This is a genomic window from Cryobacterium sp. Sr8 (assembly GCF_004403225.1).
GTDB classification, from domain to species: Bacteria; Actinomycetota; Actinomycetes; order Actinomycetales; family Microbacteriaceae; genus Cryobacterium; species Cryobacterium psychrotolerans.
Genome location: NZ_SOHO01000068.1, coordinates 35,370 through 49,438 on the forward strand (window position 1 = coordinate 35,370; position 14,069 = coordinate 49,438).

14 protein-coding genes and 1 tRNA gene are annotated in these 14,069 nt (G+C 70.3%); 9 read left to right on the plus strand and 6 right to left on the minus strand.

Annotated elements, in window-relative coordinates; translation table 11 throughout:
• The first annotated feature begins 61 nt into the window (after positions 1-61).
• Complete coding sequence (locus E3T54_RS14055) at positions 62-1,060, plus strand: 1,4-dihydroxy-2-naphthoate polyprenyltransferase (RefSeq protein ID WP_134476272.1); 999 nt, start codon at positions 62-64, stop codon at positions 1,058-1,060.
• Here the strand turns inward: E3T54_RS14055 and E3T54_RS14060 are convergent.
• Positions 1,057-1,356 carry a DUF4229 domain-containing protein gene (locus E3T54_RS14060; protein WP_092323350.1) on the minus strand — a complete coding sequence of 100 codons (300 nt, stop codon included), beginning with the start codon at positions 1,354-1,356 and terminating at the stop codon, positions 1,057-1,059. The two genes, E3T54_RS14055 and E3T54_RS14060, sit on opposite strands and share 4 nt — an antisense overlap.
• A gap of 71 nt (positions 1,357-1,427) precedes the next feature.
• On the opposite strand from E3T54_RS14060, the gene E3T54_RS14065 reads away from it, so the two are divergent.
• From E3T54_RS14065 to E3T54_RS14075, 3 genes are all read left to right on the plus strand, one after another.
• The gene (locus E3T54_RS14065; RefSeq protein WP_134476238.1) at positions 1,428-1,856 is read left to right on the plus strand and encodes a PLD nuclease N-terminal domain-containing protein; all 429 of its coding nucleotides are present in this window, start codon (positions 1,428-1,430) and stop codon (positions 1,854-1,856) included.
• Between the two features lie 23 nt (positions 1,857-1,879).
• On the plus strand, positions 1,880-3,649 hold the full coding sequence (gene menD / locus E3T54_RS14070; RefSeq protein ID WP_370255578.1) for a 2-succinyl-5-enolpyruvyl-6-hydroxy-3-cyclohexene-1-carboxylic-acid synthase: 1,770 nt from the start codon (positions 1,880-1,882) through the stop codon (positions 3,647-3,649).
• A gap of 75 nt (positions 3,650-3,724) precedes the next feature.
• Entirely contained in the window at positions 3,725-4,591 is an 867-nt protein-coding gene (locus tag E3T54_RS14075) for a polyphosphate kinase 2 family protein (protein WP_134476240.1), read from the plus strand.
• A 9-nt stretch (positions 4,592-4,600) separates the two neighbouring features.
• On the opposite strand, the gene E3T54_RS14080 is transcribed toward E3T54_RS14075, so the two are convergent.
• Positions 4,601-5,833 carry an isochorismate synthase MenF gene (locus E3T54_RS14080; RefSeq protein ID WP_241977239.1) on the minus strand — a complete coding sequence of 411 codons (1,233 nt, stop codon included), beginning with the start codon at positions 5,831-5,833 and terminating at the stop codon, positions 4,601-4,603.
• Positions 5,834-5,887: 54 nt separating this feature from the next.
• Here E3T54_RS14080 and ubiE point away from each other — a divergent pair, with 54 nt between their 5' ends.
• From ubiE to E3T54_RS14095, 3 genes are read left to right on the plus strand one after another with little or no spacing between them, the layout of a single operon-like run.
• Positions 5,888-6,613: a bifunctional demethylmenaquinone methyltransferase/2-methoxy-6-polyprenyl-1,4-benzoquinol methylase UbiE gene (ubiE, locus tag E3T54_RS14085; RefSeq protein ID WP_134476241.1), complete on the plus strand. Its 726-nt coding sequence runs from the start codon at positions 5,888-5,890 to the stop codon at positions 6,611-6,613.
• A gap of 34 nt (positions 6,614-6,647) precedes the next feature.
• Positions 6,648-7,718 carry a polyprenyl synthetase family protein gene (locus E3T54_RS14090; RefSeq protein WP_134476242.1) on the plus strand — a complete coding sequence of 357 codons (1,071 nt, stop codon included), beginning with the start codon at positions 6,648-6,650 and terminating at the stop codon, positions 7,716-7,718.
• Positions 7,719-7,728: 10 nt separating this feature from the next.
• A complete protein-coding gene (locus tag E3T54_RS14095; RefSeq protein WP_134476243.1) occupies positions 7,729-9,111 on the plus strand; it encodes an FAD-dependent oxidoreductase in 1,383 nt (460 codons plus the stop codon).
• Positions 9,112-9,224: 113 nt separating this feature from the next.
• Here the strand turns inward: E3T54_RS14095 and E3T54_RS14100 are convergent, their stop codons facing one another.
• From E3T54_RS14100 to E3T54_RS14110, 3 genes are all read right to left on the minus strand, one after another.
• Positions 9,225-10,583: a transaminase gene (locus E3T54_RS14100; RefSeq protein WP_134476244.1), complete on the minus strand. Its 1,359-nt coding sequence runs from the start codon at positions 10,581-10,583 to the stop codon at positions 9,225-9,227.
• Between the two features lie 112 nt (positions 10,584-10,695).
• Positions 10,696-11,184 carry a YajQ family cyclic di-GMP-binding protein gene (locus tag E3T54_RS14105; RefSeq protein ID WP_134476245.1) on the minus strand — a complete coding sequence of 163 codons (489 nt, stop codon included), beginning with the start codon at positions 11,182-11,184 and terminating at the stop codon, positions 10,696-10,698.
• A gap of 10 nt (positions 11,185-11,194) precedes the next feature.
• Entirely contained in the window at positions 11,195-11,932 is a 738-nt protein-coding gene (locus tag E3T54_RS14110; RefSeq protein ID WP_370255580.1) for an MBL fold metallo-hydrolase, read from the minus strand.
• A gap of 114 nt (positions 11,933-12,046) precedes the next feature.
• On the opposite strand from E3T54_RS14110, the gene E3T54_RS14115 reads away from it, so the two are divergent.
• Positions 12,047-12,739: an NUDIX hydrolase gene (locus E3T54_RS14115; protein ID WP_134476247.1), complete on the plus strand. Its 693-nt coding sequence runs from the start codon at positions 12,047-12,049 to the stop codon at positions 12,737-12,739.
• 16 nt (positions 12,740-12,755) lie between these two features.
• Here the strand turns inward: E3T54_RS14115 and E3T54_RS14120 are convergent, their stop codons facing one another.
• Positions 12,756-13,769 (minus strand): LacI family DNA-binding transcriptional regulator, encoded by a 1,014-nt coding sequence (locus E3T54_RS14120; protein ID WP_134476248.1) that lies wholly within the window; start codon positions 13,767-13,769, stop codon positions 12,756-12,758.
• Positions 13,770-13,925: 156 nt separating this feature from the next.
• Here E3T54_RS14120 and E3T54_RS14125 point away from each other — a divergent pair.
• A tRNA-Tyr gene (locus E3T54_RS14125) sits at positions 13,926-14,007 on the plus strand.
• Positions 14,008-14,069: the final 62 nt, after the last annotated feature.

Sequence of the window (14,069 nt, forward strand, 5' to 3'; positions counted from 1 at the left end):
CGGAAGCCCGGCCCAGTAGCATGAGTGCGTGGCACACGGAGTGCGGCCGGTCAGGCCCAAAATGCAGCGGTTGAATCCCGCCGAACGACTCGCCCAGGCGAGCGGCTCGGCCAAGAACGGTGCGGCCAGGAGCGGATCGCCGAAGAACGGCCCGCCGCGCAAGGGCCCGGCGAAGGTCAAGCCGGCCACGGCGGCCGACTGGGTTTCCGGGGCCAGGCTGCGCACCCTCCCGCTCGCGATCGCCCCGGTCGCCCTCGGCACCGGCGCGGCGATCGTCGCCACCGGCCCAGGGGTCTTCTACCCGGAGCGGGCGCTGCTCGCCCTCGTGGTCGCCCTGTGCCTGCAGATCGGCGTGAACTACGCCAACGACTATTCGGATGGCGTGCGCGGCACGGATGCCCACCGTGTCGGCCCGGCCCGGCTGACCGGGTCCGGGGCGGCGAGACCCGCCGCTGTCCTGAGCGTGGCGCTGGCCTTCTTCGCCCTCGCGGCCCTGGCCGGGCTCGCCCTCGTGGTGATGACCCAGCAGTGGTGGCTGCTCCTCGTCGGCGCCGCGGCCATCGGGGCGGCCTGGCTCTATACCGGGGGCAAGAAGCCGTACGGGTACTTCGGCCTGGGCGAACTGTTCGTCTTCGTCTTCTTCGGGCTGGTGGCCACGCTCGGAACGACCTACGTCCAGGCGGGGACGGTCAACACCGAAAGCTGGCTGGGCGCGGTCGGCATCGGCCTGGTCGCCTGCGCGGTGCTCATGGTCAACAACCTGCGCGACCGCGAGACCGACAAGAAGGCGGGCAAGCGCACGCTCGCGGTCCTGATCGGCAACGTGGCCTCCCGCGTCGTCTTCTGCGTCTTCCTGATCGCGCCGTTCGGGATCGCGCTGTTCTTCACGATCTTCTACCCGCTGGCGTACTTCACGTTCTTCGTGCTGCTGCTGGCGCTGCCGGCCTGCCTGATCACCGTGACGGCGAAGACGTCACGGGAGTTGATCCTGGCCCTGCAGCTCACCAGCCTGGCCGCGCTGGGCTACGGGGTGCTGCTCGGGCTCGCTTTCGCGCTCTAGCCTTCGCGTCCGGCCTGCTCGTCACGGGCGCGGTCGAGGCGGTCGAGCACCGCGTCTTCCGACTCGGCGTCCGGGTGAACCGGCTCCGAAGCGGGGTGCCGAGCCGCATACAGGTCGCGGGCGACGTTCTCCCGGGGCGTGCGCAGGAAAATGTACGAGAGGCACAGCCCGATCACCGCGGCGACGAGCGCGGCGAGCCACCACTCGATCCGCAACGCAAGCAGAACCCCGAGCGGGACCGCGAACATCAGCACGCGCAGGAGCGAGTAGGACAACCAAGCGGGAACGGCCTTCATCCCTCCAGCTTAGAACCGGGCGCCTCTGCGGGCGCTCACCGTACTCTCGGCCGCGCGGCCTACAATCAGGTATGCCCAAGCTGCTGATCGGTCTCGGACTGGTTGTTGTCATACTCACCGTCTACACGCTCGTGGACTGTGCCCTCGCCGATCGCAACCGCATCCGCGGACTTCCCCGCTGGGTCTGGATCTTCGTGCTGGTCCTGGTGCCGGTGATCGGCCCCCTGCTCTGGCTGTTCGTCGGTCGAGGCCGCGCGGGCGGCTCCGGTGGTCGAACGACTCGTTCGCTCGCCCCCGACGACGACCCGGAGTTCCTCCAGGGCCTCAAGCGAGAGAGCCAGCAGCAGGAGCGAATCCGGCAGATGGAGCAGGAACTGGCCGACCTCGACAAGCCCGACCCCCGCACCGGCGGGACCCCCGGGCCGGCCGGAGCCCCCGGCTTCAACCCTCAGCAGCCCGATCCGGGTGAGGGTGAACAGCCCGACCGCCGGGACGTCTGAGCCCGTCGGTGCCTGAATCCGCGGTGGCTGAATCCGCCCCGGGCGACAGCCCGGCGACAGCCTTCAGCGTCGCGCTGCTTGGCGAATTCGTGCGCCTCGGCGTGCGCGATGTGGTGCTCTGCCCGGGGTCGCGTTCGCAGGCCCTCGCCCTCGCCTGCGCCGAACTCGAACGGATCGGGCGGATCCGTCTGCATGTGCGCCTGGACGAACGCGGAGCCGGCTTCCTCGCGCTGGGCATGGCCGTCGAAACCGGCGTCCCGGCGCTCGTGATCACCACCTCCGGGACGGCCGTCGCGAACCTGCACCCCGCCGTGCTCGAAGCCCACCATTCCGGCGTCCCGATGATCCTGCTCACCGCCGACCGGCCCGATGAACTGCGCGGCATCGGGTCGAACCAGACAACGGTGCAGCCGGGCCTGTTCGGCGGGGCCGTGCGGCTCAGCGTCGACGAGCCCGCCCCGGTCGGCGGCGCCGGCGAGCAGCGCGGCGCCCTCGCCCTCGCCCGGCGGGCGCTGGAGGCGGCGGCCGGCATCAAATCGACCGGCATCAAGTCGACCGGCATCACGTCGACCGGGATCCGGCCGGCCGGCCCCGGCCCGGTGCAGCTGAACCTGGCCTTCCGGGAACCGCTCTCGAGCGCGGTGACCCTGACCGGCGACGAGCCGCCCGCCGAGGCCGACCCGCCTGCCTCCGCCCGGCCCGAGGCCGACCGGCCCGCGTCCGACCGGCCGCTGGCGGTGGCCGCGGGTCCGCGCACGGTCGTCATCGCCGGCCACGCGGCCGGCCCGGCGGCCGAGGAGTTCGCCCGCGCCGGCGGCTGGCCGCTGCTCGCCGAGGTGTCCAGCGGTGCCCGCTTCGGGCCCACCCTCGTGGCGGCCTACCGGGAACTGCTGCGCGACCCCGACTTCGGCGGACGGATCGAGCGCGCGATCGTGTTCGGTCACCCGACGCTCAGCCGGGAGATCCCCGCCCTGCTCCAGCGGGGCGACGTTGAGGCCATCGTCGTGGCCTCGCCGGGCGCCGAGAGGTACAACCCCGGTCACCGGGTGGCGCACTTCGCTGCCGCGGCCCGGCCGGACGAGGAGGCCGCCGCAGCAGCGGCGACCCCGGAAGCACGGGAGTGGCTCGGCCGATGGGTGATGACCAGCCGGCAGATCCTCGCGGCCGACCCGGCACTGGCCGCCGCGCCGATCGATGAGCGGGGCATCGGCCGCGCCGAACTCGCCTTCATGCGCGCCCCGGTCACCCGCCCCATGCTCGTGGATGCCCTCTGGCGCGCGTCGTGGCCGCACGACCGGCTGGTCCTCGGTGCGTCCCGCCTGATCCGGGAGGCCGACAGCCGCGTGCCCGGCAAGAAGATCAGCGTGCACGCCAACCGCGGCCTGGCCGGGATCGATGGCACCGTCGCCACGGCCATCGGAATCGCGCTGGCCGGCCAGGCGGGGCCGGATCCCCGTTCGACCGGGACCACCCGGCTGCTGCTGGGCGACCTGGCCCTCCTGCACGACGCCGGATCGTTGCTCCTGGCGCCGGGGGAGCCGCTGCCCCGCCTGCAGGTCATCGTGGGCAATGACGGGGGAGGCAGTATCTTCGACGGCCTCGAGGTGGCCGCATCGGCTCCGGCCGCGGCCCTCGACCGCGTGCTGTTCACGCCGCAGCGGGTCGACCTGTCCGCGCTGGCTTCGGCCTACGGCTGGGAGTACAGCCGCGCGGCGACCCGGAGCGAGCTCGAACGGGCGCTGACCGGTCCCCCTCGCGGCCCGAGCATCCTCGAAGTTCCGCTCGCCCGGTAGCCGCCTGCACCGGTGCCCGCTGTAGTGTTGGCGGATTGACCACGGACGGATTGACCACGGACGAAGGGGCTCGGCATGGGCGCGAAGGCGAAAATCGAAAAGTTCTGGACGGGCGACCCGATCGACTCGCTCCGCGTGAATCCGGGATTCAGCCTCGCCGACGTCGACACGACGTCGACCCCCGGCTTCGACGGCAAGAAGAAGCACTCGGTCGAGGCGCTGCGGAAGGGCGCCAGCATCTTCCGTCACCAGCAGGAGATGTTCTTCGCCGGCAGCCAGGACGGGGACGAGCGCAAGGTGCTCCTCGTGCTCCAGGCCATGGACACCTCCGGCAAGGGCGGAATCGTTCGCCACGTCGTCGGCGCGGCCGACCCGCAGGGCATCGACCACTTCGCCTTCAAGGCGCCCACGAAGGCCGAACTCTCCCACGACTTCCTCTGGCGCATCCGCAAGCAGCTTCCCGGCGCCGGCCGGATCGGTGTCTTCGACCGCTCCCACTACGAGGATGTGCTGATCACCCGGGTGCGGGAGCTGTTCCCGCTGGAGACGATCGACGAGCGCTATGACGACATCAACGCGTTCGAGCAGGAGCTCACCGACGACGGCACGACGGTCATCAAGGTGATGCTGCACATCAGCTCCGACGAGCAGAAATCGCGCCTCGCCGAGCGGCTCGACCGGCCGGACAAATACTGGAAGTACAACCCGGGAGACGTCGACGAGCGGCTGCACTGGCCCGCCTACCAGGAGGCCTACCAGGTCGCCCTTGAGCGCACCTCGACGACGGCGGCCCCGTGGTTCGTCATCCCGGCCGACCACAAATGGTACGCCCGCCTCGCGGTGCAGCACCTGCTGATCGACGCGCTCACCCGGATGGAGCTCAGCTGGCCGGAAGCGGACTACGACATCAAGACGGAAAAGGCCCGCCTCCGCGCGTCCTGAGCGGCGGGGTCAGTCGAAGGCCTCGACGACCGGTCGGAACTTCATCCGAGTTTCGGCGAGTTCCTTCTCCGGGTCAGAGTCCAGCACGATGCCGCAGCCCGCGTACGCGGTAACGTCACCGTCCGGACCGACCTGGGCGCAGCGCAGGGCGATGGCCCACTCACCGTCGCCGTCGGCGCCGACCCAGCCCACCGGCCCCGCGTACCGACCGCGGTCGAACGGTTCCAGTTCGCGGATGAGCGCGAGGGCGCTCGCCGTGGGGGTGCCGGCCACCGCGGCGGTCGGGTGCAGGGCGGCGATCAGGTCCAGCGAGGTGGAGCCGTCACTCAGCGTGCCCTCGAGGTCGGTCGCGAGGTGCCACAGGTTCGGCAGTTTCACCGTGAACGGGATCTCGCTCGTGGTGATGTGCGAGGTGTGCGGGCGGAGCGACTGGAGCACGCTCTGCACGGCGAACTCGTGCTCGTCGCCGTCCTTGGTCGAGGTCGCCAGGGCCAGGGCGGCCTCGGTGTCGGCGACGGGATCCGCCCCCCGCGAGATCGTCCCGGCGAGCACCCGGGCGTTCACCTCGCCGTGGTCGGCCCGGATCAGGGTCTCCGGGCTCGAGCCGAACAGGCCGTCGACGGCGTAGGTCCAGCAGTCCGGGTAGCCGAGCGCGAGCTCGGTGATCGGCCGGCGCAGGTCGGCCGCGGCGGGGAGCCGTCCGGCCAGGTCGCGTGCGAGCACGACCTTGCTCAGGTCCTGAGCGGCAATCCGCCCGACCGCCTCGGCGACCGCGGCCCGGTAGCCGGCTGCCGACAGGGACCCGGGGCCCAGGGCGACCCGGTATTCGTCGCCCAGGGGGTGCAGCTCGAGCGGGATGTCCGGCGCGTCGGAGCCGGTGGGCCAGATCCTGGTCACCCAGCACTGTCCGTCCTCCCGGCCGACGATGACCTGCGGCACGATCAGCACGCTGGCCTCGGCGGAGGACTCGTCGAAGGCGAAGGCGCCGAACGCGAGCAGTCCGGTGCCGGTGCGGGCGAGCGGGTCGGTCACCGCGGCCGCTTCCACGACGCGGCGCCAGGCGAGTGCGGCATCCGTCATGCGGCCCGGCCCGGAGAACTCGAGCCGAAGCGCGGTGCCGATGCCGGCCAGGCCCTGGCCGCGGCGCATCCAGAGCAGCGGGTCGCGCCGGTCGAGCAGCGGAATGAGTTGACGGATGTCGGGAATCGGGGTGGTTTCGACCGTCAGGGCCTGCACATTCACGGGTCCAGACTACGCCCGAGTCCGGCGTGGCCCGGCCCGACCTAGACTGGATGGATGACTAGGGCAGACCTCAACAAGCAGCCGAAGCAGGTTGCCGCCATGTTCGACCAGGTCTCCACGCACTACGACCGCACCAACGCCGTGCTCTCGGTCGGCAACGCCGCGCTCTGGCGCCTGGCGACGACGAAGGCGGTCAACCCGCAACGGGGCGAGCGCATCCTCGACATCGCCGCCGGCACCGGAACCTCGAGCGTCGCCCTGACCCGCACCGGCGCGCACGTCGTCGCCGCCGACTTCTCCGGCGGGATGATCGAGGTCGGCCGCACGCGCCACGCCGACAACCCGAACCTCGAGTTCGTGCAGGCGGATGCGACGGCGCTTCCCTTCGCCGACAACGAGTTCGACGCCGTTACCATCTCCTTCGGACTCCGCAACGTGTCCCCGCCGAAGAAGGCGCTCGACGAGTTCTACCGGGTCGTCAAGCCGGGCGGGCGCGTCGTCATCTGCGAGTTCTCGACGCCGCCCTTCGGGCCGATCCGCGCCGGCTACCTCGCCTACCTCAATCACGTGATGCCCCGGATCGTCACGCTCGTCTCGTCGAACGCCGAGGCCTACGACTACCTCGGCGAATCGATCGCGGCCTGGCCGGACCAGGCCACGCTCGCCGGTTGGCTGCGGGACGCCGGTTTCGTCTCGGTCGCGCACCGCAACCTCACCCTCGGCATCGTCGCTCTGCACCGCGGGATCAAGCCGGCGGATACGCCCGTGGCGGACTCCTGATTTCTTCCCGGTTCCAATCGTTTAGGCTGACAGAGTGAAACCGAGCGCTCCCGTGATCCGCCGCAGTCCGTCGGTGACGTCGCAACTCGGCCTCCGTGACCGCATCTTCTCGACGGCCGCCGACCGTGGACTGGCCGCCGGCATCGACGCCGGCCTCGTGCAGGTGGAGTCCGGGTTGCTCGCCGAGGTCACGTTCGCCGACGACATCGCCAATGTGACCAGCCGTTACCTGCTGAATGCCGGCGGCAAGCGCGTGCGCCCGATGCTCGCCCTCCTCACCGCCCACCTCGGCGGCGGTTCGGTGCCCGACGTGGTGACCGCGGCGACCGCGATCGAGATCACGCACCTGGCCTCGCTGTACCACGACGACGTGATGGACGACGCCGACAAGCGGCGCGGCATCCCGAGCGCGCAGACCGTGTGGGGCAACTCCGTCGCCATCCTCACCGGGGACCTGCTGTTTGCCCGGGCCAGCCAGCTCATGGCCCGGCTGGGGGAGCGCGCGATCCGCCTTCAGGCGGACACCTTCGAACGCCTCGTCCTCGGCCAACTGCACGAAACCGTCGGCGCGCAGGGCGGCGCGGACCCGGTGCAGCATTACATCCAGGTGCTCGCCGACAAGACCGGATCGCTCATTGCGGCCGCCGCGCAGGCTGGCGTCGTGTTCTCCGGCGCCCCGGGCGAGCTCGAGCGTCCCGTCGTGATGTTCGGCGAAAGGATCGGCGTCGCCTTCCAGCTGATCGACGACGTCCTCGACCTGTCCCCCCAGCCGGAGTCGACCGGCAAGGTGCCCGGCACCGACCTGCGCGCCGGGGTGGCGACGCTGCCGCTCCTGCGGCTGCGGGAGCGAGCGCAAACGGATGCGGGCGCGGCCTCCCTCGTGAACCGGCTCGAGGAAGACGTGATGTCCAGCGGCGGCGCTCCCTCCGCCGCCGCCGACGCGGCCATCGCGGCGCTGCGGGAACACGAGGTCACCGCGGAGACGCTGGCCGAGGCACACGGCTGGGCCCGCGACGCGGTGGAGGCGCTGAGCCCCCTGCCGGCCGGATCCGTCAAGAAGGCGCTGACCCGCTTTGCCGAAACAATCGTCGAGCGATCCAGCTAGAAGGGCTCCCATGACCAAGTTGCGATTGGCCATAGTCGGCGCGGGGCCCGCGGGCATCTACGCCGCCGACATCCTGCTCAAGGCGGAGCGGAACTTCGACGTGTCGATCGACCTGTTCGACCACCTCCCGGCGCCGTACGGCCTGGTCCGGTACGGGGTCGCGCCCGACCACCCGCGGATCAAGGGCATCATCTCCGCGCTGCGGAATGTGCTCGATCGCGGGGACATCCGCCTGTTCGGTAACGTGCGCTACGGCACGGACATCACCCTCGAAGACCTGAAGAAGCACTACAACGCCGTGATCTTCGCCACCGGCGCCGTGCACGACGCCGACCTCAAGATCCCCGGCATCGACCTCGAGGGCTCCTACGGCGCGGCCGGATTCGTGAGCTGGTTCGACGGGCATCCCGACGTGCCGCGCACCTGGCCCCTGGACGCCACGGACGTGGCCGTCATCGGCAACGGCAATGTGGCGCTGGATGTCGCGCGCATCCTGGCCAAGCACGCCGACGACCTGCTCTCCACCGAGATCCCGGCCAACGTCTACGAGGGCCTGAAGGCGTCGCCGGTCACCGACGTGCACGTGTTCGGGCGCCGCGGACCGACATCCGTGAAGTTCACCCCGCTCGAACTGCGGGAGCTGGGCGAGCTGCGCGACGTGGACATCGTGCTCTACGACGAGGACTTCGACTACGACGGCGCGGCCAGGGACGCGGTCGCCAGCAACAAGCAGGTCTTCGTCATCGACAAGGTGCTGAACCAGTGGCGCCAGCGCGAAACCGGGACGGCGAGCCGCAGGCTGCACCTGCACTTCTTCGCAAAGCCGGTCGAGGTCGTCGACGACGGCACGGGCCGGGTCGGCGCGTTCCGGTACGAGCGCACCCGGCCGGATGGCGCCGGCGGGGTCGTCGGGACCGGCGAGATCCGCGAGCTGCCGATCCAGGCCCTCTACCGGGCGGTCGGCTACTTCGGCACGCCGCTGCCCGGCATCCCGTTCGACAAGAAGCGCGGCGTCATTCCCAACCGCGAGGGGCAGGTGCTCTGGAAGGGCGCCCCGTCGTCCGGTTCGGCCAGCGCCAACCAGCAGATGTACGGCGTCTACGTGACCGGGTGGATCAAGCGCGGTCCGGTCGGGCTGATCGGCCACACCAAGTCGGACGCGATGGAAACCATCAGGCACCTGATCAACGACCTCGGCAACTGGTGGCGGCCCGAGTCTCCGTCCGAGCAGAGCATCCTCGACTTGCTGCACGAACGCGGAATCCGATACACGAACCTGGCCGGGTGGCACAACCTCGACCTGCACGAGCTCGCCCTGGGCGCCGAGGACGGACGCACCCGCGTCAAGGTCGTCCCGCGCCCCGACATGGTCAACATCTCCCGCGCCGAATAGCCTCCCCGCTCATCCGCCGAACTGTGAGTTTGGCACCTTCCCGGGGTCCGGGAAGGTGCCAAACTCACAGTTCGGCGAAGGGGGATGGGGGGGATTGGCGAGGGGGATGGGGGTTAGCGGTTCAGGAGCTCGCGGACGGCGGACTCGAAGACGGCGAGGTGCGCCTCGACGTCTGCGGCGCTCGTGTCGGGGGACATCAGGGCCATGTTGTGGAACGGCGTGAGCAGGATGCCCCGGTTCGCCAGGTAGAGGTGCAGGAAGTCCTCGATCCCCTCGTCCGCGGCTTCGTGCGCCTCGGTTCCGGTGCGCGGGTAGGGCTTCACGAACCGGTACTCGGCGCGGGCGCCGAGCTGGTTGATCGCCCAGGGCAGCTCCAGCTCGTCCAGGATGGCCTGCATGCCCTCCGTGAACAGGGTCGCGGTGGCGATCATGCCGTCGAAGGCGTCATCGGTGAGCACGTGCTCGAGGGTGGCGCGCATCGCGGCGACCGACAGCGGGCTGCCGGCCAGCGTGCCGCCGACCCCGCCCATGTCGACGAGGTCGAGGTCGGTGCGGCCGAGCACCCGGTCGGCGATCTCCGCGGACAGGCCGTACGCGCCGCTCGGGATGCCGCCGCCGATGGCCTTGCCGATCACGACGATGTCGGGATCCAGGCCCCAGGCCTTCGTGGCGCCGCCCGGACCGGCCGAGAAGGTGTGCGTCTCGTCGATGATCAGGAGCGTCCCGTACTTGCGGGTGAGCTCGCGCACGGCCTCGTGGTAGCCCGGGTCGGGCAGCACGATGCCGATGTTCGTCAGTGCCGGCTCGATCAGCACGGCGGCGACATCCTCGTGCGCCAGCTGGCGCTCCAGGCCCTCGAGGTCGTTGAACTCCGCCACCCGGCTGGTCTGGGTGACATCGACCGGCGCTCCGACGTTGCCGGGGCGGCTCATGCCTTCCCCGTCCGGGCCGACGACGATCAGCGACTCGTCGACGCTGCCGTGGTAGCAGTAGCTGTGGAAGAGGATCTTCGGGCGATCGGTGAGCGCGCGTACCAGGCGGATCGCCCAGCGGTTCGCGTCGGTAGCGGTGAGCGAGAAGCTCCACCGGTCGACCCCGAACCGGCGGGTGAGCTCGGCGCCGACCCATTCGGCGTCTTCGGTCGGCAGCATCGTGGTCAGGCCGCCCTGCTCGTAGATGCGACGGCCGATGGCGTCGACCACGGCCTGCGGTGAATGCCCGGCCATGGCGCCGGTGTCGCCGAGTGCGAAGTCGATGTACTCGTGCCCGTCGATGTCGGTGACCCGGTTGCCCCGTGCCCCCGCGAGGTAGAGCGGGAACCCGCCGGCCTTCTTGTTCATCCACGTCATCGGCACCTTGCCGAAGAGATGCGTGGCGGCGGCGTACGCGGCGGCGGACTTCGGATTGCGGCTTGCGAAACTCGCCAGTTCGCGCTCGTGCAGGTGGACCAGTCTGTCGCGGTCGATCATCATGCTCCCTCGGGTTGACTCACGGATCTGCTGTGAGCCTACCGGGGCGCGGCCGGCGGCCGGCGGCGCGGTACCGCGACGCCCGGGAGTTCGACCGGCCCGGCTTTCGGCGCGGCTAGCGGAAGTTCACGAACTGCAGGGCGACGTCGAGGTCCTTGCCCTTGAGCAGCGCCATGGTCGCCTGCAGGTCGTCGCGGCTCTTCGAGCTCACGCGCAACTCGTCGCCCTGGATCTGGCTCTTGACGGTCTTGGGCGCCTCGTCGCGGATGATCTTGTTGATCTTCTTCGCGTTCTCCTGGTCGATGCCCGCCTTCAGGGAGGCCTCGATCCGGTATTCCTTGCCCGACGCATACGGCTCGCCGGCGTCGAGGCTGCGCAGCGAGATGCCGCGTTTGATCAGCTTGGCCTCGTACACCTCGAGGATCGCCTTGACGCGCTCCTCGCTGGTGGCCTTCATGAGCACCTTGTCGCCGCTCTGCTCGATCGAGGCTCCGACGTTCTTGAAGTCGTACCGCTGCACGACTTCCTTCTGCGCCTGGTGGAGGGCGTTGTCCGCCTCCATCTGGTCGACCTTGCTCACGATGTCGAACGTTGAATCTGCCATGCCTGCAATGCTACCGAGTTCCGCCCGAGCCGGGCGGGTGGCCCGATTCCTGCAGGTAGGCCAGTTGCGCGCGAACGGATGCCTCTGCGGCGAATCGCACCGCGGCATCCGCCTCGGCGTACACGCGATCGGTGACCTGCTCGACCGTCGCGTCCGGCCCGAGGTCGACCAGGGATCGGCGCACCTGGTCGAGGCGTTCGCGCCGGTGCGCGAGGTAGGCCTCGCAGATCGCCGCGAGGTCGGGCAGCGACGGGCCGTGGGCGGGCAGCACGGTGGCCGGTCCGAGCGCCCGCAGCGTGGACAGCGAGCGCAAGTACGGGCCGAGCGCGCCGTCGGGGTGGACGATCACGCTCGTTCCGCGCCCGAGGATGGTGTCGCCGGTGATCACGGAACCGTTCGGCCCGTCGTCGGGCAGGTGGAAACAGACGGAATCCGCCGTGTGGCCGGGCGTCGCAATGACACGGATGCGGGTTCCCGCGGCGCGGATCTCCTCCCCGGCCTGCAGGGGCTCGCCGTTGACGCAGAACGCGGGGTCGACTGCCCGCACCCGGGCGCCGGTCAGCCGCGCGAACCGCTCGCTCGCGGCGGTGTGATCGGGGTGGTGGTGAGTGATGAGCACGAGTTCGACCGGGCCCGCCCCGGCCAGCGCGGCCAGGTGGCCGTCATCGATCGGGCCGGGGTCGACCACCACGATCGACGTGGCGCCCGGCGCCGCAATGAGGTAGGAGTTGGTGCCGTCGAGAGTCATCGGACCGGCGTTTGGAGCGAGTCGCCTCCGCGTCAGGAGGCTGCTCCGGGCGATGCCGTGCCTACCCGATGTCCCGTCGTTGCCCATGATCGGCAGCCTACTATCGTGGCTTACATGCACCCCAGTGAAGCTCCCCGGCCGACGAACGACGCGGAGCCGGCAGCGACCGTCATCCTCCTGCGGGACTCCGCCCGGGGCATCGAAGTGCTCCTGCTCGAACGGCCGCATCATCGCGGGTCGTTTGCCGGTGCCTGGGTCTTCCCCGGCGGGCGCGTCGACCCGGAGGACGCAGCGGGGGTGGCGGCCGGCGACGAGCAGGCCGCGGCCCGGCAGGCCGCGGCGCGGGAGACGCGCGAGGAGACAGGCCTCACGGTGACGGTCGAGTCCCTGGTGACGGTCGCGCGGTGGACCCCGTCGGAGACCCAGGCGAGGCGCTTCCAAACCTGGTTCTACTACGCGAAGGCGCCCGGCGACCCGGTTGTGCTGAACCCCAACGAGAGCGTCGACCACATCTGGATTTCTCCCGGGGACGCCCTGGAGCGCCACGCCTCGGGACTGTTCCGGCTGGCGCCGCCGACCTGGGTGAGCCTTAGCGCGCTCGTGGGCGTCGACAGCGCCGATCACGCCCTCGCGCGGGCGCGCGCGGCCGCTCCCGACTACTTCGCGTCGCGGTTCCACGCCGACCCGCGCGTGGTCCTCTGGGAGGGCGACGTCTCCTTCGGCGCGCCGGAGCTCGTCGACGCGGAAGGCCCGAGGCATCGCCTGGACATGACCGTTCTGCCGTGGAGGTACCAGCGCACCTCCTGAGCCGCGACCGGACCGGCTACTGGGGCCGGGCCGTGCTCGAGCGCACGATGAGTTCGAACGGCATCGGGGTGTTGAGGCCGGCCTGGTCATGCTTGCCCGGATGCAGCTGGTCCAGGAGGATCTCCACCGCGGCCTCCCCCTGCCCCTTGGGGAACTGCGCGATCGTGCTCAGCCCGAAGAACTCCGCCAGCTCGTGGCCGTCGATGCCGATCACCGAGACGTCCCGCGGCACGACCATACCCAGGTCCCGAGCGGCCAGGATGCAGCCGATTGCCATCTCGTCGGACGCCGCGAAGATGGCGGTGGGCCGGTTGTGCGCCCGGCCGAGGAGCTGCTTGGCGGCCTGGTAGCCGCCGGGCATGGTGAAGTCCGCCGGTTGGAACAGCTCCGGCGACGGGTCGATCCCGGCCTCGGTGAGGGCGTACTCGTACCCGATGCGGCGGTTCGTCGGAAGGTGGAAGTCGAGGTCGAGTGCCTTGTTCCCGCCGATGTGCGCGATGCGAGTGTGGCCGAGGGCGAGGAGGTGCTCGGTCGCCAGCCGCGCGACGGCGACATCGTCGATGGTGAGCGTGCGCACGCCGGGAATCGGGCCGCCCACGCCCACGAGGGGCTTGCCGAGCGCGTGCAGGCGGGCCACCTCGTTCTCGGTGAGTTCGAGCGAGATCGCGATCACGGCATCCACCCGCTGGCGCAGCAGGAAATGCTCGAAGACGCTGCGTCGCTCTTCCCCGCCGCCGGTCAGGTTGTAGAGGGTGAGGTCGTAGCCGTTGCGCAGGAGGGTCTGCTGCGCGCCCTCGACGACGCTGGAGAAGAACCACCGGTTGAGAAAGGGCACCACGACGCCGATGTTCTTCATCCGGCCCGACGCGAGGCTGGATGCGGTGGAGGACACGACGTAGCCGAGTTCCCCGGCCGCGGCTTCGACCTTGACCCGGGTCGCCGGTGACACGTGGGCGCTGCCGCTGAGCGCGCGGGAAACGGTGGCGGTGGAGACGCCCGCAAGGCGGGCTACCTCGTCGATGCCGACCATGGGGTTTCCTAACCGGACTGAAGATGGGGGTCAGGAGGAATCATATCGACGCCGGGAGCGCGCCGATCGCACCGCTGATTTCTCACTGGGGCCCTGAGCCTAGTATTCTGATTCAGCGCCTCCGGTCACGTGTTCTCATATGGTCGGGTGCGTACTGGCGAGTTACCCAAGTGGCCAAAGGGATCTGACTGTAAATCAGACGGCGTAGCCTTCGTGAGTTCGAATCTCGCACTCGCCACAGCCCCGGTAGTGACCGGGATGAGAGCCCCGCCCGACCTCCACGGAGGCCCGGGCGGGGCT